Genomic DNA, 17,164 nt, shown 5'->3' on the forward strand with positions numbered 1-17,164 from the left:
ATATAATAAATACGGCTAATAACATTTAACATTAGGACTACCATCATGACTGCTATCAAGAAACTAACCCTACAGCCACGTCAACTTAGCTTTGAGATACTACGCGATATCTATGAGCAGCCCGTCATATTGACCTTGCCTGAGAGCGCCTATGAGGCGATAGATGCCTCACACGAAGATGTACAAACGATTATCCGCCGTGATAAAAGCGCTTATGGTATCAATACTGGCTTTGGTCTATTGGCAAAAACCCGTATCAGCGATGACCAGTTAGAGTTACTACAGCGTAACCTTATCGTCTCTCACTCGGTGGGTACGGGTGAAGCGTTACCAGCCAATGTGGTTCGACTGATTATGGTGATGAAGGTGACCAGTTTGGCACAAGGCGTCTCTGGCGTACGCTGCGCCGTGGTCGATAGCTTGCTGGGTTTAATTAACAATCAAATTACCCCAAATATCCCTGCTAAAGGCTCAGTAGGTGCCTCTGGTGACCTCGCACCTTTATCACATATGACACTAGCGATGATGGGCGAAGGTCATGTCTATGTTGATGGTAAAAAAGTCCTGGCCGCTGATGCACTAGCGCAGCATGGTCTTGAGCCTATCACCCTAGCAGCCAAGGAAGGCCTTGCCCTGATTAACGGCACTCAAGTATCAACGGCATTGGCACTACGTGGTTATTTCTTAGCACGTGATTTGCTTGAGACAGCAACCATCGTCGGCTCGCTATCTATCGATGCCGCCAAAGGCTCAGATGCGCCATTTGATGCGCGTATCCACGAAGTACGTGGTCATCATGGTCAAATCGAAATCGCTAAAGCGCACCGTCAGCTGATCAAAGGCAGTGCTATTCGCGCCTCACACGATGGCGAGCAAGACGACAGAGTACAAGATCCTTACTGCCTGCGTTGCCAGCCCCAAGTGATGGGCGCATGCCTTGATATCATCAATCAAGCAGGCAAGACGCTATTGATTGAATCAAATGCTGTCACGGACAACCCACTTATCTTTAACAATGATGACGGTCCCGTTGCTATCTCTGGCGGTAATTTCCATGCTGAGCCAGTGGCTTTTGCTGCCGATATTTTAGCTTTAGCTATTGCCGAGATTGGCTCTATGTCTGAGCGCCGTATTGCTTTGCTTATCGATGCGACTTTATCAGGTGGTTTGCCGCCATTCTTAGTGGATAATGCTGGGGTCAACTCAGGCTTTATGATTGCTCATGTGACGGCAGCAGCGCTCGCCTCAGAGAACAAATCTATCGCCCATCCAGGTAGTGTCGACAGCATTCCAACTTCTGCTAACCAAGAAGATCATGTGTCGATGGCAACCTATTGTGCCCGTCGCTTATATGAGATGGCACAAAACACCGCCACTATTATCGGTATTGAGCTATTAGCTGCAGGTCAAGGTATCGACTTCCATCGCGGACTAGAAACCTCAGAGCCGTTGACAGTGGCACATCAGAAACTACGCGAGCAAGTGACCTTTTATGATAAAGATCGCTACCTAGCCTCTGATATCGAAGCAGCAAAGCAGCTGGTATTAGACGGTACGCTTGCTGAGCATTGGCAGTCATTACGCAATAATTGGTATGATTCTAAATAACGGCTGATTGATAAAAACTGGTTGATAAAGGCCAATAGCATAAAAGCGAATAAAACAAGGAAGCTGGCGATGACCTCTCTGACAAATAAAGCAGCGAGCACGATTATCCATACAAAATCTGTGAGCCATACGGCAGCTGATATTAGTCGCTGGACAGGGCGTGCAGAGCCGTTTGAGACAGCTCGTGCCCGCTACTGGTATCAAATAGCGCAGCCTTATACCTTTGGTAGCGCCAGTCAGCAAAACGGCCAACGTGTTGGGCTGGTCGGTTTCGCTTGTGATCAAGGCGTTAGACGCAATCAAGGACGCGTGGGTGCAAGAGCGGCTCCGCCCTTGATTCGTCAAGCATTTGCAGCACTGCCCGTCATCGCTGAATTACAACAATGCTTCGATAATCAACTGTCAACCCTATTAGGTGATGCAGGCGACATTCATTGCCATGATCATGATGACTTTGCCGCAGATATGCTAGAACAAGCACAGGTTAAATATGCCGATAAGGTAAGCCATATTATTAAAAAAGGCGGCTTACCTATCGGTCTTGGTGGTGGTCATGCCATTGCTTATGGTAGCTTTTTAGGATTATGGCAAGCACTACAGCCGACAGATATTACCAATGCTACAAAGGCGCTACCGCGTATTGGCATTATTAACTTTGATGCGCATCTGGACATTCGCCAGTCTGATGTCGCAACATCTGGCACACCATTTCGACAAATTGCCGAGCACCTTGATGAACATGGTCAGCCGTTTAACTATTGCTGTATCGGCGTCAGTCGTTTTTCCAACACTGCTGCGCTCTTTGATCGTGCTGAGCAACTGGGCGTGCATATCATCAGTGATGAAGAGTGCACCAATAAAAAGTGGGAAAAAATTGCTACTCAAATAACCAGTTTCATCGATAACGTTGATATTATTTATTTATCCATTGATATGGACTGCTTACCATCTAGCGTTGTACCTGGTGTTAGTGCACCAGCTGCGTACGGTATTGAGCTCAGTTTCGTTGAGCGCGCGGTCAAACTTATTTTGTCCTCAGGAAAAGTAAAAGTAGCGGATATTGCTGAGATTAATCCAACCTTTGATATTGATTCGCGTAGCTGCAAAGTTGCAGCAAGACTACTGGCGACGATTATAGAGCAGCATTTACTGACCTTATAAATAAAGAAAGGCTTTTAAATATTAAGCAGGAGCTTATTATGAACCACTCTAATGCACAAATACTCGAAGATTCTATCAATACCAAAGATTCTATGAATAGCTTGGCTGACTTCGATCACATCATTATTAATGCCAATCTAGCAACCTTTTCAACACACTACGGATTTGATATTTATAGCCACAATCAAAACAATGGTCAAAATGAAGCCACACCTTATGGTCAGCTAGAAAATGCTGCTATTGGTATTAAAGATGGTAGAATTTCATGGATCGGAGCACATACGCAAGTAACGCCCTACCTAACGCACTATCAAAATCAACAAATCACAGACGCTAATGGTCATTGGATAACGCCGGGATTGATTGATTGTCATACTCATATTGTCTATGGCGGCAATCGCAGTAATGAGTTTGAAGCACGATTACATGGGGCTAGCTACCAAGATATCGCTGCTCAAGGCGGCGGTATTGTATCAACAGTTCGTTCTACTCGCGAAGCCAGTAGCGATGAATTATTTGCACAAAGTGAAAAGCGCCTGCTTGCTTTGATAAAAGAAGGTGTAACCAGCATCGAGATTAAGTCGGGCTATGGCTTAGATTTAGACACTGAACGTAAAATGCTGATAGTGGCGCGCAAACTTGGTGACAAGCACAACATTTATGTTAGCAGCACTTATTTAGCTGCTCATGCCCTACCGCTTGAATATAAAGACCGTGCGGATGATTATATTGAACAAGTTTGCCAGTGGTTGCCAATCTTACATGCTGAAGGTCTGATAGATGCGGTTGATGGTTTTTGTGAAAATATCGCTTTTACTGCTGAGCAAATTAAACGCGTCTTTGATACTGCTCATTCGTTAGACTTGCCAGTGAAACTACATTCTGAACAGCTATCAAATATAGGCGCTAGTGCTTTGGTGGCAGAATACCAAGGTCTATCAAGCGATCATCTTGAACACTTAGCAGAGGAAGATATTAAAAAGATGGCCGTAAGCAACACAGTGGCCGTGTTATTACCAGGCGCTTTTTATACATTACGTGATACTAAGTTACCACCAATTGAAGAGTTACGTAAACATCAAGTACCGATTGCCATTTCGACAGATTGCAACCCTGGCACTTCCCCATTAACGTCGTTGTTATTAGCAATGAATATGGGCTGTACACTATTTTATTTAACACCTGAAGAAGTATTGGCAGGGGCAACTGTTCACGCGGCACAAGCATTAGGTCTAGCCAAAAAAGGCAGAATAGAAGTTGGTTACGATGCTGATTTAGCATTATGGGATATCACTCGCCTTGCTGATCTTGCCTATCAAATGGGTTTAAATCCTATTGAAGGTATTATGATTCAAGGTCAATGGTGTACGTAAGCAGGGTAAAAATACTGTCTAATAGCTTCAATCTAAGATCATAGCATTGCCGGCTCTATATTTGTCATATTTTCTAATAGGTGTTAAATGTATTATTTATTGTAAAATACTCTGCTAATTTTGTAAGAGGCCTACTAAAATAACTTTATTTCAACCACATATAGATAAATCCAGCTAGCTGCTAGCTTTTTTGATACATTGAACTGAATACTTGTCCCTTACTGTTAAGTATCAGTAGATAGCAGCCATAACTATTTAGACTTTTAGAGAGTATCAATACTATTAATTTGATACTATTTTGATACTCTAAATTTATTGATATGCATCTCTACTTGTTGATAGGTATATTTATCTTTTAATCCAATCCTTTAATATGAAAGGCTTTCAGACAATAATTGCAGCTAACTATCGCCATCCATTGTGTATTGTTGTTGTAAAAACAAGGACTCATAATCCTTTGGTCGTAGGTTCAAGTCCTACTGGGCCCACCAAATTCAAACCCTTACAGTAATTGACTTGTAAGGGTTTTTTATTGTCTAAAATTTATGCGAATGCATAGATATAATTAAATTTTTGATACTATCTTGATACTTTGACCCTTGTAGTAATTAAAGTATGATGACTATTAACACTATGGTTATGTCTGCTGCATGGGTGATATATGAAAGTTAAACTTACCAAAAAATTTATTGATTCAATAGACTACACCGCTAAAGGTACCGATATTTATATGGATGATGTATTGACTGGATTTGCACTACGTGTAGGTAAGGGTAATCCCCCCACTAAATAAGAACACTTAGAAATAGAGATTAACTGCTAAAATATATCAGCAGGAGAATCCTATGAAAAAGACACGCTTTACTGACAACCAAATCGTTAATATCCTAAAACAAGCCGAACAAGGTGTCCCTATCACCGAGCTGTGTCGTGAGCACAACATCAGCCAAAGTACCTTTTATAACTGGCGCTCAAAGTATGGCGGCATGGATGCCTCTTTGATTGCGCGCTTAAAAGAACTTGAAATTGAAAATGCACGTCTTAAGAAGATGTATGCTGATGAATGTCTTAAATCCGATATCCTACAGGATGCCATGACAAAAAAGTGGTAGCGCCCCAAAGGCGCAGGAAAATGGCTTGTCATTACATTGAAGAGCATGGTATTAGCATACGTCGTGCTTGCCGTATCTTTAACATCAGCGTGACCTGCTATTACCATAAGTCAATGGCCACGGATGAGAACCAGCAGATCGCGGACTTACTCATCAAACTGACTGATGAGAATAAAAACTGGGGCTTTGGTTTATGCTTTTTAAGCCTGCGTAATGTCATGGGACTGCCGTACAACCACAAGCGGGTATATCGCATCTACTGTGAGCTTGAACTCAACCTTAGAATCAAGCCCAAGCGTCGCATTAAACGCGCTAAACCAATACCATTAGCAGTACCTGATAGGATAAACCAAAGCTGGAGCATGGACTTTATGCACGACGGCTTAAATGACGGTCGCAGCTTTAGACTGTTTAATGTGATTGATGATTACAACCGTGAAGCGCTCACCGTTGAGATTGACTTCTCACTACCAGCACAAAGAGTCATACGCACATTAGACCAGCTCATTGAATATCGAGGCAAACCTGTACAAATAAGATGCGATAACGGTCCTGAGTACATTAGTAATGCGCTCAAAGACTGGGCTGAGCAGCAAAGCATTAACTTAAGCTATATTGAACCTGGCAATCCACAGCAAAATGCCTATGTGGAGCGCTTTAACAGAACCATGAGGTATGATTGGTTAAATCAAGAGCTGTTTGATAACTTAGAGCAAGTACGCACACAAGCAGAAAACTGGTTATATCATTATAATCATGAGCGCCCAAACATGGGCAATGGCGGTTTTACGCCCATACGGAAACTCAATCAAGCAGCTTAATTCTATTTGTTAGGTATCTTAGGTTTGAGAGGGTTACCGTGGGATGGAAGGTATCAACACGTATGACTACTGACATGGTCGTGAACGCATTGGCTAAAACAGTGAATGGCTCATACAAAATAGCAATGATTAAATATTTTAAAAGCAGATTGGCACGGTTTAGCAGATGTACAAATGCGACAGTAAATTAGATATATTGGTTCAATATAAAGCATGTACATAGGTGCATTCGTTTATTTACCCTATTTTGGATATTGACCCATGTAAATGATGAGATTAAGCCATTAAATAAAGTAGCCCAACTTGAATAAAAAGCCTCTGACAAACCTCACAGGGTTGAAGTGCTGCCTTTTATTCAAAATTTCAGGCAGCACCCTCATACATTTAAGCGTCGGTATGAGCTGGTAGTTTACTAGCCAAAACATCTACTTTTTCAATAGACGGTGGCTCTGAAAATAACTCATCGGCCTGAGCCATCAAAGCAGCTGCAACCTTGCCAGATAAATGTGCTTGGCGACCCGCCTCATCAGGAAATGCATCAAAAATACCGAATGTTGTAGGTCCAAGACGTAGGCCAAACCACGCAACTGTCGCAGGTTCTTCCATTACAATAGGTAAACCGGCTTTAAGGAAAGCTTCCACTTCGTCTTCTTTACCCGGTTTAGCTTCAAGACGGACATATAAAGCTGTTTTAAGCATGACTAAAACTCCACAATTGATTATAATTAAAACTTATTCTGACATTTCTAATGTATGCATGTCAGAAATTTTTGTTGTACAAAAGTTAAAAAAAATTTCCCATAACTGAGCCAAAATCTGGGTTTTTATCTCGACATAATGCTATGAATTTATTCAAGTTAATATCATTAACATTTGAATCAAAAAATTAAGATATGAGATGATTAAATTCAATCTTAGTTATATAAGGATCAATTGACTCTACCTTAGATTTATAAGCTGACCTCTTCATCTGGAAATTATATTGCTCAAGAAGCATTCAAGAACAACATTGTACATCCTCATATCTATGAAAGTTATTTAGCTAGGAATTTGCTGTGAAACTCTATATATTTCTCTATAAAGCTCGCAATGAAGTAATAGCTATGGTCATACCCTCCTCTTAGGTTAAGTGTAAGAGGATATTCTTGTTCCAAACAAATATTACTAAGAAGCTTAGGCCTTAACTGTTCTTCAAGAAAATCATCAGCTGTTCCCTGATCGACTAAAATAGGTAAATGAACTTCAGCGTTTTTGATTAATTCAATCGCATCATAGCTTTTCCATAAAGTTTCGGTTTCACCTAGGTAGTGTGTAAAAGCCTTTTTCCCCCAAGGTACTTGGCTAGGTGCAACAATTGGTGCAAAAGCAGAAATACTTTTATACAGCTCAGGATTTTTTAACCCAATTACTAATGCACCATGACCACCCATAGAATGACCCATAATACTTTGGACTTGATTGGTCGGAAAATTCAGGTTAGAGGATTCCATGCATGTCAATCATGATTCACATGCATGGAAAAGTATAAGGTCTGACGCAATTATTCGTAATGAATTACAGTACGAATTGACTTACCTTCATGCATTAGATCAAAGGCTTCATTGATCTGATCCAAGCCCATCGTATGTGTCACAAATGGTTCTAATTGAATTTTACCTTTCATGGCATCTTCAACCATTCCTGGAAGTTGCGTACGACCTTTTACGCCACCAAAGGCAGAACCTAGCCATTTACGACCAGTAACCAGTTGGAATGGACGGGTAGAGATTTCCTGACCTGCGCCAGCTACACCAATAATTACCGATTGTCCCCAGCCACGGTGTGCACTTTCAAGGGCTGAACGCATCACATTCACGTTACCAATACATTCAAATGAATGATCTACACCCCAGCCAGTCATTTCGACAATTACTTGCTGGATTGGTTTATCGTAATCTTTAGGGTTCAAGAAGTCCGTTGCACCAAACTCTTTTGCCAGCGCAAATTTATCTGGATTCATGTCAACCACAATAATACGCCCTGCTTTAGCTTGACGTGCGGCTTGTACGACTGCCAAACCAATACCACCTAAACCAAAGACCGCAACACTATCACCTTCTTGTACTTTAGCCGTGTTATGTACTGCACCGATACCCGTTGTTACCCCACAACCCAGTAAGCAGACATGTTCGTGATTGGCTTCAGGATTGATTTTAGCCAATGATACTTCTGCCACTACAGTGTATTCACTGAACGTTGAGCAGCCCATATAGTGGTAAATCGGTTGACCATTGTAGGAAAAACGAGTGGTACCATCTGGCATTACGCCTCTACCTTGAGTTTCGCGAACGGCAATACACAAGTTCGATTTTCCAGATTTACAGAATACGCACTCGCCACATTCAGCGGTGTAAAGTGGAATGACATGATCACCTGGTTTGACGCTAGTCACGCCTTCACCAACCTCGACTACAACACCAGCACCTTCATGCCCGAGAATAGCCGGAAAAACACCTTCAGGATCATCGCCAGACAAAGTAAATGCATCTGTATGACACACACCGGTATGGGAGATCTTGATTAATACTTCACCTTTCTTCGGTGGTGCAACATCAACTTCAACAATTTGAAGAGGTTGACCAGGACCAAACGCAACAGCAGCACGTGACTTCATGGAATAATTCCTTATACAGATCTATTTTAAATATGATTTTAGAATCTTGGCGATTTCAGCCAGTTCTTCTTTTCGTTGTTGTTCTGTGGTTTCACCTGATACTAAAGTGTCCTTTAAATGAACCTCCAACATCTCATTCATTAAACCATTAATAGCACCACGCACAGAGCATATTTGTTGCAGAATTGCACCACATTCCACATTGTCTTCTAACGCTTTTTCAATCGCTTGCGTCTGACCTTTGATCTTTCTGACACGTAGAAGAATCTTTTTTTTGTCTTCAACCTGATTAGGCATCAGACCTCCTTATTTGCTAGCATATATACTATAGTACCCCATAGTATAAAAAAAGCAATATTTTTTATAAACCTTAAAAATTTAGGTAGTGTTTCAAAAAGTATGCTGAGATTAAATGAAGTCACTATTGGCTCTGCAACTGGATGCCATAATTAACTTTCCGAATCTTTACAATAACTTATAAAATTAAACTTCTGACATACCCCCCCCCACTTTCGACTACCTCTTTACGAAACATGTTTCTCAGGGATTTTAAAAGCAAAAGCTCTTAGGCGACTTCCTCACGGATTTAGGCATGCATTCTGCTTCACAGAGCGACCCTTACCGCATCTTTCCTCCACAGACAAAGTGGTATGTCCTACCGCTAGAATATTGCGAGAAGCATTAATATCCGTATTCTTGCTAAAGCCACACTCAATACTGAACTAACACATCTAATCCGATGCCTTATTTTGCAATTATTTCCCTCAATACCTATAGTGAAAAACTTACCAATACTTTGCTGACAGCCTTTAAATGCAGTGATAAAATTTTCCCATTGATTACTTGAAATTCGGGTATAGTGAATACTTAACTGTTTCAACTTTTCCTTCAGTCGTTGGACTATAGCTATATCTCCTTTACCCCAAACATAAGTAACAATTTCTCCTGTTTTTTCAGCACACATCACTTTTCAAAGTAGCATAAATTTCGTATCTTTCATCTTGATAAAGTTGGGTGTATTTCTTAATTGTGTGCTTTCCAATTGAGAGTTGAAAAGTCTAATGATTCTACAAATACACCTAACTTTTTCAACTAACTACAAACGTGTTGCACTTGTATTTTGAATCTACTTTCTATACTTTAAATGTCAACAGACTCTATACAAAATCTGAGAAATATATGAGTGCAGAAGCCACATCTATCAGCCTTCTATCCCCTGTCATACTGCTCACAGCGGCAGTGATTTCAGTCCCCTTAATCAAGCGCCTAGGATTGAGCTCGGTATTGGGATATTTAATTGCAGGATTAATTATTGGTCCATTTGGACTAGCGTTTTTCTACGATTCTGCGTCTATTCTGCATGTTGCTGAGCTTGGTATTGTGATGTATCTGTTTGTGATTGGACTAGAAATGCGTCCATCGTATTTATGGAGTTTAAGAAAAGAAATTTTTGGATTAGGCACATTACAGATTAGTGCCTGTTCATTGGGGTTAATGGCGGTAGGCTTGGCCTATGGCTATTCTTGGCAGGTAAGTTTTGTATGTGCTGCAGGCTTTGTACTCACCTCGACTGCAATTGTGATGCAACTTTTGGGAGATCGTGGAGACATTGCTCAACCACGAGGACAAAAATTATCTCGATCCTGCTGTTTGAAGATTTATTGATTGTCCCTTTATTGGCAATTGTCGCTTTTATCGCACCGAATCATGTTGTTGAAAGTACTTCTGCGCGTTTGCAGAGCATCGGAATTGGTTTAATATCAATTGCAGGTTTAATCGCTGCAGGCTATTGGTTGCTTAATCCTTTATTTCGCTTATTAGCCGCAGCCAAAGCCCGTGAAGTCATGACTGCAGCAGCACTCTTAGTGGTGCTCGGCGCAGCATTACTGATGCAAGTCAGTGGCTTATCGATGGCAATGGGGGCATTCCTTGCAGGGGTATTACTCTCCGAATCCACTTTTCGCCATGAGATTGAAGCAGATATTGAACCGTTTCGTGGCATATTGCTCGGATTATTTTTTCTAGGCGTAGGCATGTCATTAGACCTTGACGTCATAAAAAATAACTGGGTGTTAATTTTAAGTGCTGTACTTGTGCTGATGTTTGTCAAAGCATCCATAATTTATCTGATTGCACGCCTGGCCAAAAGTTCACACTCTGAAGCACTCGATCGCGCATTACTAATGGCTCAAGGGGGGGAGTTTGCTTTTGTACTCTTTGCTGCCGCCATGAGTGCTCAAATCATTAGTGCTGATGAAAGCTCAAACCTGAATGCGATTGTAGTCTTGTCGATGATTTTGACCCCCATCATAGGCATTCTGTTTAAACGTTTTACCCAAACTACAGAACAAACTTCTTTAGAAAATATCCGTATTGCCGAAGGACTTTCTGGAAAAGTACTGATGATTGGTTTCGGTCGGTTTGGACAAGTCTCAAGTCAATTATTGCTTGCTCGAGGCATTGATGTGACCATCATTGATAATGATATCGACATGATTCAAAACGCTGAAAGATTTGGATTTAAAATTTATTATGGCGATGGTTCTCGTTTAGATATTTTACATGCCTCTGGAGCAGATACGGCTGAAGCCATTGTTGTTTGCGTAGACCACAAAGAAACGACGAATAAAATTGTAGAGTTGGTGCAACATGAATTTCCTATGGCCAAGTTACTGGTTCGCTCTTATGACCGTGAGCATGCGCTGCATTTAGCAAAACAAAATGTGGATTACATGATTCGCGAAACCTTCGAGTCAGCAATGCTATTTGGCGGTGCAATTTTAGAAGAACTGGGTGTTGACCAGAGTAATGTTGAAGAAATTAGCCAAGAAATCCGAGAACTAGACAAAGAACGTTTTGGAACTGAAATTGCAGCAGATGATGTCTATGCTGGTATCGGCTTGCAATATACAGGACCGCGTCCGACTGCACCTTTAATTAAACCAAAGCACACAGGGCAAATTCTGAATGAAGATGGCACTCAGCAATAATTTCACGTATTAAACCCAAATAAAAAAGAGGTCTGTGTAGATCTCTTTTTCGGTAAGCATCTGCTGAACCCCACTTCTTTAGTGAGCAGATAATATTTATTATTCATTATTTAGGAATTATTAAATCCTATAAATATCATTTATTGGATTAATTTACTTTGGTATTGTGCATATCATCCCCCAGTTAAGAATAAGGAACAACTATGAATAAGATGATGAATGCGCTTATCCTAGAAAATTTTGGTGATCATGAATTTAAACGTGTAGAACTCCCTATACCTCAACCAGAGGCTGGGCAAGTTCTAGTACGTATTCATGCCAGTGGTGTAAACCCTATTGATTATAAAATTCGTCTTGGTGAAGCAACATATGCTATGCCAGAGCTTCCTGCCGTGTTGGGAACGGATATGGCTGGGGTTGTAACTGCTGTTGGTGAAGGTGTCACCCACTTCAACGTCGGAGATGAAGTTTACGGTCTGATTGGTGGCGTCCGTGGTCTTCAAGGATCTTTAGCAGAATATGTTGTAGCAGATGCTGATCTGATCGCATTAAAGCCACGGAATATCTCTATGCGCGAGGCAGCAGTACTACCATTGACGTTCCTCACCGCTTGGGAAGGTTTAGTGGATAATGCGAAGGTCCAACCAGGGCAAACTGTACTGGTTCAAGGCGGTGCTGGTGGCGTTGGTTATATGGTGGTTCAGCTTGCAAAAGCACTTGATGCAAATGTTTGGGCGACTGGTCGTACAGCTGATCAATCACTGATTTCAGAACTCGGTGCAACACCTCTCGATTACACAACAGCATCTTCCGATGACATTATTGCTACAAGCCCTGAGGGTCAAGGTTTTAACATTGTTTACGACACTGTGGGTGGTCCAGTACTCGAAGCTTCACTTTCCATGACGACTCACTATGGCCACATCACCAGCTGTGCTGCATTTGGCAATCATAATTTAGCGAATTCATCTCTACGGTGTGCCACACTGTCTGGCGTATTCGTCCTAATGCCGACGTTAACAGGCAATCGCCGTTCTCATCATGGTGATGTCCTTAAGACCGCGACTCGTCTCGTTGAGGAAGGTAAACTGCGTGCTATTGTTGATCCTCGTCATTTTACTCTAGACCAAGCGATTGAGGCTCATGATGCTGTTCAAGATCGCTCTGCTAATATTAAGGTAGTTATCGATGTCATTTAACGCACTTCAGGCCAAGACTTGGCGCTTCAATTGTATTGGAGATACAGATGTTCTGACATTAGAAACACTTCCTGTTGCTTTACCAGCCGCAGGAGAAGTTCTAATACAGATGAAAACGATCGGACTCAACCGGGCCGATGTAATGTTTCGGCGTGGTACTTATATTCAAAAGGCAGTATTCCCTTCTCGTCTGGGATATGAGGGAGCAGGCATAGTTCTTGCGATAGGTGAAGGTGTACGCCAATTTTCTCCAGGAGATGCAGTATCGATTCTTCCGACTGACAATCTAGCCAAATATGGGACATATGCGGACAAGCTTCTGATTCCAGAAAATTTTTTAGTTCACAAACCCGATAGTTTAAGCTGGGAAGAAGCTTCTTCAATCTGGATGCAGTATTTGACGGCTTGGGGTGGTATAATCCATGCTGGTGGATTATCGAAAGGAAAAACGATCTTGATCACAGCAGCTTCAAGTAGCGTAGGACTAGCTGCGATACAGATAGCTGAAGCAGCGGGTGCTAAGGTCATTGCAAGTACACAGACGATAGAGAAAAAGCAACGTTTACTGGATCTCGGTGTTAAAAATGTTATAGCTAGTGAAGATGAACCCGATTTGTATGAGGCCCTTGTTTTACGTTTAGGTGGAGAACATCTTGATGTCGCCTTCGATGCTGTAGGAGGGCCACATATTGAACAGATTGCAAAAGCGATGTCTGTAGGAGGAACTATGGTTATGCATGGTGCACTTAGCCCGGAGAACACACCATTTCCCCTTAAAGTTGCATTACGCAAGAGCTTAACCATGCGAGGTTTTTTGTTCCTTGAGGTTCTCCATGACCCTGTTCTAAGGGAGCAAGCCAGACGATTTATTCTTAGCAGTATAGGTGCAGGATATCTTCGTCCAGTGATCGACCGTTGCTTTAACTTTGAGGACATGCATGACGCTCAGCGCTATCTTGAATCAAATCAGCAAATAGGAAAAATTGTAGTTACTCTAAATACATGATGGTCTTATCTGATTCAGGTTTCTATATGGCCCAGCACTTCCACTAAGTAATCAAACAATGCTCGGATTCGCAAAGGTGTCGGGCCCCGCTGTGGACGATATAAATACAGGCGCCAAACGGGAGAGGTTTCCTCATGAAGTATCTGAATGAGCTTACCACTCCTAAGCCACGGCAAAACTAGAAATCCAGGCATGTGTCCGAATCCAACTCCAGCGAGAATAGCTTGAAATTCAGCTTCTAGATCATCTGTAATAAAACGGGGCTTTGATGGCGTAAAGCTTCGACTTTCGGTGAATGTCCATGGCCAGTAACGCCCTGTTTTATGATCGACTAGTGCTGTTAGAGGGTATTTATCAAGGTCAATAATTTTTTTGGGCATTCCAACCTTATCAATTAACTCTGGCGTACCCACAGAATAAAATTTCACTTTAGCCAATTCCCTTGCTACATATCGATTGTCCGGCAAAAATCCAAATCTGATCCCGATATCTATCCGCTCATCGATCACATCCGAGTGCGAATCTGTTAGCACACAATCCACGACAATATCTGGATAACGTGTGGCAAATTCTGCTAGTGCAGGTACTACCACTTTACGCCCTAACACAGACGACACAGTAATACGGACAGTCCCACGCATTTCATCTCGTTTTTCCTTGGTGTCTTTTACAAGCAAAGCATCGATCGATTCCACCGCAAGACGTGCTTGCTTTGCCAGACGCTCACCATCAGCGGTAATTTTAATTTGTCGAGTACTCCTGTAAAACAAAATCTCTCCGCGCTGCTCTTCTAGCTCTTTTATTGCCCGTGTCACTACCTGTGGGGAAATACCCAGTTGAGTTGCTGCCTCTTTAAAATTTCGAGACTCTGCTGCGACACAAAAGATACGCATCATTTCCAATTTGTTCTGCATGTCCAATCCTGTGTTATAGTAATTATTCCGTAAATAGGAATTCTGAAAGATAATATTATTCATTTATTATACCTAGCAAGGCTGTAATACTTAACCCTCAAATATGATTGACAGATAGGTTGAAGGTTACTTGTATGAATAATATAGAAAATAAAGTTATTGTTATCACTGGTGCAAGTAGTGGTTTAGGTGAAGCTACTGCTCGCTTACTTGCTAAAAAAGGTGCAAAGGTTGTAATTGGTGCTAGACGTACTGAAAAATTAGAGGCTATTGTTCACGACATTCGTGCTGAAGGTGGTCAAGCTGAATTTATTGGTATGGATATAACCAAACCACATGAAGTACAAGCACTTATTGAAAAGGCATTAAGCGCATTTGGTCAAATCGATGTATTGGTAAACAATGCTGGATTGATGTCTATTGCACCATTAAGTGAGCTAAAAGTTGATGAATGGGATCGTATGATCGACATTAATATTAAAGGTGTTCTTTATGGTATAGCAGCTACCCTACCTGTTTTCCAAAAACAAAACTTTGGACACTTTATTAATCTCTCATCTGTTGCAGGGTTAAAAGTATTTAGTCCAGGAGGTACTGTTTATAGCGGTACTAAGTTTGCTGTAAGAGCCATCTCTGAAGGCCTTCGTCATGAAGTTGGGGAAACAATTAGAACGACTACTATTGAGCCTGGTGCAATTGAGTCAGAACTAAAATTCGGTTCTTCTCATAAAGAAAGTTCAGAGTTTGTTACTGATTTCTACAAACAAGCCATACCAGCTGACTCAGTCGCTCGAGCAATTGCTTATGCAATTGAACAGCCTGCGGATGTAGATATTAATGAAATTGTTTTGCGCCCAACGAGCCAAGAGTTTTAATTATTGAATAACATAAAATGGGAGCACTTCGCTCCCATTTTTACTATATTTTTTTAAAGTTGAGGACAAATCTATGAAAGCCGTATCGTATGTTATAAATAACCATGATGATTTTAAAAATTCATTGGTAGATATTGAAAAAGCGAAGCCTACGCTTAAGGAGCGTGATGTACTGGTAAAAGTTCAGGCAATCTCTGTGAATCCAGTCGATACCAAAGTGAGAAAAAATTCGTCTGAAGCAAATAATCGTATTTTAGGTTGGGATGCCGTTGGGGAAATTATTGAAATTGGCTCAAAAGTTACCTCGTTTAAAGTAGGAGATTCTGTTTGGTATGCTGGCGATTTAACCCGAGATGGTAGTAATGCTGAGTATCAAGCAGTCGATGAACGAATTATCAGTCTTAAACCAATTACAGTATCTAATGCAGAAGCAGCAGCATTGCCATTAACTGCAATAACGGCATGGGAAATGCTGTTTGATCGGTTTCAAATTTCAGAAACAGAAGTTGGCAGTATTTTAATTATTGGTGGTGCAGGTGGTGTAGGATCAATCGCTATCCAACTCCTAAAAGCAAAAACAAATCTGACCGTTATAGCAACAGCTTCACGTGAAGAAACGAAATCTTGGGTGGAATCACTTGGTGCCGACCATGTCATTGATCATAGCAAAGATTTAAATGCACAAATCGAGACACTAGGCATTGCAAAACCAAAATACGTATTCTCTACAAATCATACAGAAACATATATCAAGCAAGTAGCTTCTCTGATTGCACCACAAGGCAAGCTTGGATTGATCGATGATCCACAAACATTTGATATTATGCCGTTTAAGACTAAATCTATTTCTATCCATTGGGAGTTGATGTTCACCCGTTCAATGTATGAAACCGATGATATTGAAAAGCAGGGTGATCTGTTGCAACAGGTTGCCCAATTAGTTGACCAGCAAAAAATTAGAAGTACCCTCAACCAAAATCTAGGCAAAATTAACGCTTCAAACTTGGAGAAGGCGCATAAGTTACTTGAATCAGGCAAGTCAAAAGGCAAAATTGTACTAGAAAACTTCTAAAATAAGGGAGCCCAAGCTCCCCTCAATTAGTGACTAGCCAACTTGTTCAGAATCCATTAATTGACTTACCAAGCTGACTAGATAATTCAACTGTGCTCAATTCACAGCTCTGGTACTCTGCTGCAATCCCTGCTGAATATCCTGCACAACCCCTTCATGCGAAGCTTGTTGCTCTACCAAAAAGCTTCGCTCTTGTTCAGGATAATATTCCTCTAACACATCTAGCCCTTCCTCTATAGCCGTTTCAAACCTTGCATTTGCATATAGTGGTCAACTAATTTAGGACACCTGATAAGAGGTTTTTGTTAAAGTAGCGTTTCTCTTTTTCTAGCGGTGTTAAATAGTCATTAAAACGGTGTGGTCTCACTGACTGATAATAG

General features: G+C 41.3%; 13 protein-coding genes and 5 pseudogenes. 10 read left to right on the plus strand and 8 right to left on the minus strand.

Annotated elements, in window-relative coordinates:
• The first annotated feature begins 45 nt into the window (after positions 1-45).
• The 4 genes from hutH (at position 46) to A7325_RS07575 (ending at position 6,075) form a co-directional block, all read left to right on the plus strand.
• Positions 46-1,608: a histidine ammonia-lyase gene (hutH, locus tag A7325_RS07550; protein ID WP_068406475.1), complete on the plus strand. Its 1,563-nt coding sequence runs from the start codon at positions 46-48 to the stop codon at positions 1,606-1,608.
• A 69-nt stretch (positions 1,609-1,677) separates the two neighbouring features.
• Positions 1,678-2,769, plus strand: a complete 1,092-nt coding sequence (gene hutG, locus A7325_RS07555; RefSeq protein ID WP_068406477.1) for a formimidoylglutamase — start codon at positions 1,678-1,680, stop codon at positions 2,767-2,769.
• 38 nt (positions 2,770-2,807) lie between these two features.
• The gene (hutI, locus tag A7325_RS07560; protein WP_068406479.1) at positions 2,808-4,142 is read left to right on the plus strand and encodes an imidazolonepropionase; all 1,335 of its coding nucleotides are present in this window, start codon (positions 2,808-2,810) and stop codon (positions 4,140-4,142) included.
• An 845-nt stretch (positions 4,143-4,987) separates the two neighbouring features.
• Positions 4,988-6,075 (plus strand): IS3 family transposase gene (locus A7325_RS07575; RefSeq protein ID WP_197488884.1). Its coding sequence is split into 2 segments (ribosomal slippage): positions 4,988-5,240 and positions 5,240-6,075, totalling 1,089 coding nucleotides; the frame shifts between segments, so codons are not numbered across the junction.
• 384 nt (positions 6,076-6,459) lie between these two features.
• On the opposite strand, the gene A7325_RS07580 is transcribed toward A7325_RS07575, so the two are convergent.
• The 6 genes and pseudogenes from A7325_RS07580 to A7325_RS07600 all read right to left on the minus strand — a co-directional run.
• Entirely contained in the window at positions 6,460-6,774 is a 315-nt protein-coding gene (locus A7325_RS07580; protein WP_004812141.1) for a putative quinol monooxygenase, read from the minus strand.
• 335 nt (positions 6,775-7,109) lie between these two features.
• Positions 7,110-7,553 (minus strand): annotated as a pseudogene (locus A7325_RS07585) (alpha/beta hydrolase-fold protein); the annotation flags it as partial.
• A 62-nt stretch (positions 7,554-7,615) separates the two neighbouring features.
• On the minus strand, positions 7,616-8,728 hold the full coding sequence (locus A7325_RS07590; protein WP_007393395.1) for an S-(hydroxymethyl)glutathione dehydrogenase/class III alcohol dehydrogenase: 1,113 nt from the start codon (positions 8,726-8,728) through the stop codon (positions 7,616-7,618).
• Between the two features lie 21 nt (positions 8,729-8,749).
• Complete coding sequence (locus tag A7325_RS07595) at positions 8,750-9,025, minus strand: metal/formaldehyde-sensitive transcriptional repressor (protein WP_001133624.1); 276 nt, start codon at positions 9,023-9,025, stop codon at positions 8,750-8,752.
• 268 nt (positions 9,026-9,293) lie between these two features.
• A pseudogene (locus A7325_RS14250) lies at positions 9,294-9,444 on the minus strand (RNA-guided endonuclease TnpB family protein); the annotation flags it as partial.
• A 14-nt stretch (positions 9,445-9,458) separates the two neighbouring features.
• Positions 9,459-9,680, minus strand: a pseudogene (locus A7325_RS07600) (IS1 family transposase); the annotation flags it as partial.
• 227 nt (positions 9,681-9,907) lie between these two features.
• On the opposite strand from A7325_RS07600, the pseudogene A7325_RS14125 reads away from it, so the two are divergent.
• The 4 genes and pseudogenes from A7325_RS14125 to A7325_RS07615 form a co-directional block, all read left to right on the plus strand.
• Positions 9,908-10,977: pseudogene (locus tag A7325_RS14125) on the plus strand (monovalent cation:proton antiporter-2 (CPA2) family protein); the annotation flags it as partial.
• A 153-nt stretch (positions 10,978-11,130) separates the two neighbouring features.
• Positions 11,131-11,718: an NAD-binding protein gene (locus A7325_RS14130; protein ID WP_264753699.1), complete on the plus strand. Its 588-nt coding sequence runs from the start codon at positions 11,131-11,133 to the stop codon at positions 11,716-11,718.
• Positions 11,719-11,921: 203 nt separating this feature from the next.
• Positions 11,922-12,917, plus strand: a complete 996-nt coding sequence (locus A7325_RS07610) for a zinc-dependent alcohol dehydrogenase family protein (RefSeq protein ID WP_068406494.1) — start codon at positions 11,922-11,924, stop codon at positions 12,915-12,917.
• On the plus strand, positions 12,907-13,923 hold the full coding sequence (locus tag A7325_RS07615; protein ID WP_068406495.1) for a zinc-dependent alcohol dehydrogenase family protein: 1,017 nt from the start codon (positions 12,907-12,909) through the stop codon (positions 13,921-13,923). Before A7325_RS07610 ends, A7325_RS07615 begins: the two co-directional genes overlap by 11 nt.
• Before the next feature lie 14 nt (positions 13,924-13,937).
• Here A7325_RS07615 and A7325_RS07620 read toward each other — a convergent pair whose 3' ends face one another.
• Positions 13,938-14,837, minus strand: a complete 900-nt coding sequence (locus A7325_RS07620; protein WP_058024914.1) for a LysR family transcriptional regulator — start codon at positions 14,835-14,837, stop codon at positions 13,938-13,940.
• 134 nt (positions 14,838-14,971) lie between these two features.
• On the opposite strand from A7325_RS07620, the gene A7325_RS07625 reads away from it, so the two are divergent.
• Both A7325_RS07625 and A7325_RS07630 read left to right on the plus strand, forming a co-directional pair.
• Positions 14,972-15,712: an SDR family oxidoreductase gene (locus tag A7325_RS07625; RefSeq protein WP_068406498.1), complete on the plus strand. Its 741-nt coding sequence runs from the start codon at positions 14,972-14,974 to the stop codon at positions 15,710-15,712.
• Between the two features lie 73 nt (positions 15,713-15,785).
• The gene (locus A7325_RS07630; RefSeq protein ID WP_068406500.1) at positions 15,786-16,784 is read left to right on the plus strand and encodes a zinc-binding alcohol dehydrogenase family protein; all 999 of its coding nucleotides are present in this window, start codon (positions 15,786-15,788) and stop codon (positions 16,782-16,784) included.
• Between the two features lie 96 nt (positions 16,785-16,880).
• Here the strand turns inward: A7325_RS07630 and A7325_RS14180 are convergent.
• A pseudogene (locus A7325_RS14180) lies at positions 16,881-17,048 on the minus strand (hydrolase or metal-binding protein); the annotation flags it as partial.
• Positions 17,049-17,164: the final 116 nt, after the last annotated feature.

It is taken from the genome of Psychrobacter sp. SHUES1 (assembly GCF_001652315.1).
Classification (GTDB): domain Bacteria; phylum Pseudomonadota; class Gammaproteobacteria; order Pseudomonadales; family Moraxellaceae; genus Psychrobacter; species Psychrobacter faecalis.

Bases quoted from the DNA above. Each gene is read 5' to 3' on its own strand.
- A7325_RS14130 (WP_264753699.1), top strand. From the start codon at position 11,131: ATGATTGGTTTCGGTCGGTTTGGACAAGTCTCAAGTCAATTATTGCTT.
- hutG (WP_068406477.1), top strand. From the start codon at position 1,678: ATGACCTCTCTGACAAATAAAGCAGCGAGCACGATTATCCATACAAAA.
- A7325_RS07630 (WP_068406500.1), top strand. From the start codon at position 15,786: ATGAAAGCCGTATCGTATGTTATAAATAACCATGATGATTTTAAAAAT.
- A7325_RS07615 (WP_068406495.1), top strand. From the start codon at position 12,907: ATGTCATTTAACGCACTTCAGGCCAAGACTTGGCGCTTCAATTGTATT.
- A7325_RS07590 (WP_007393395.1), bottom strand. From the start codon at position 8,728: ATGAAGTCACGTGCTGCTGTTGCGTTTGGTCCTGGTCAACCTCTTCAA.
- A7325_RS07595 (WP_001133624.1), bottom strand. From the start codon at position 9,025: ATGCCTAATCAGGTTGAAGACAAAAAAAAGATTCTTCTACGTGTCAGA.
- A7325_RS07620 (WP_058024914.1), bottom strand. From the start codon at position 14,837: ATGCAGAACAAATTGGAAATGATGCGTATCTTTTGTGTCGCAGCAGAG.
- hutI (WP_068406479.1), top strand. From the start codon at position 2,808: ATGAACCACTCTAATGCACAAATACTCGAAGATTCTATCAATACCAAA.
- A7325_RS07625 (WP_068406498.1), top strand. From the start codon at position 14,972: ATGAATAATATAGAAAATAAAGTTATTGTTATCACTGGTGCAAGTAGT.
- A7325_RS07580 (WP_004812141.1), bottom strand. From the start codon at position 6,774: ATGCTTAAAACAGCTTTATATGTCCGTCTTGAAGCTAAACCGGGTAAA.
- A7325_RS07610 (WP_068406494.1), top strand. From the start codon at position 11,922: ATGAATAAGATGATGAATGCGCTTATCCTAGAAAATTTTGGTGATCAT.
- hutH (WP_068406475.1), top strand. From the start codon at position 46: ATGACTGCTATCAAGAAACTAACCCTACAGCCACGTCAACTTAGCTTT.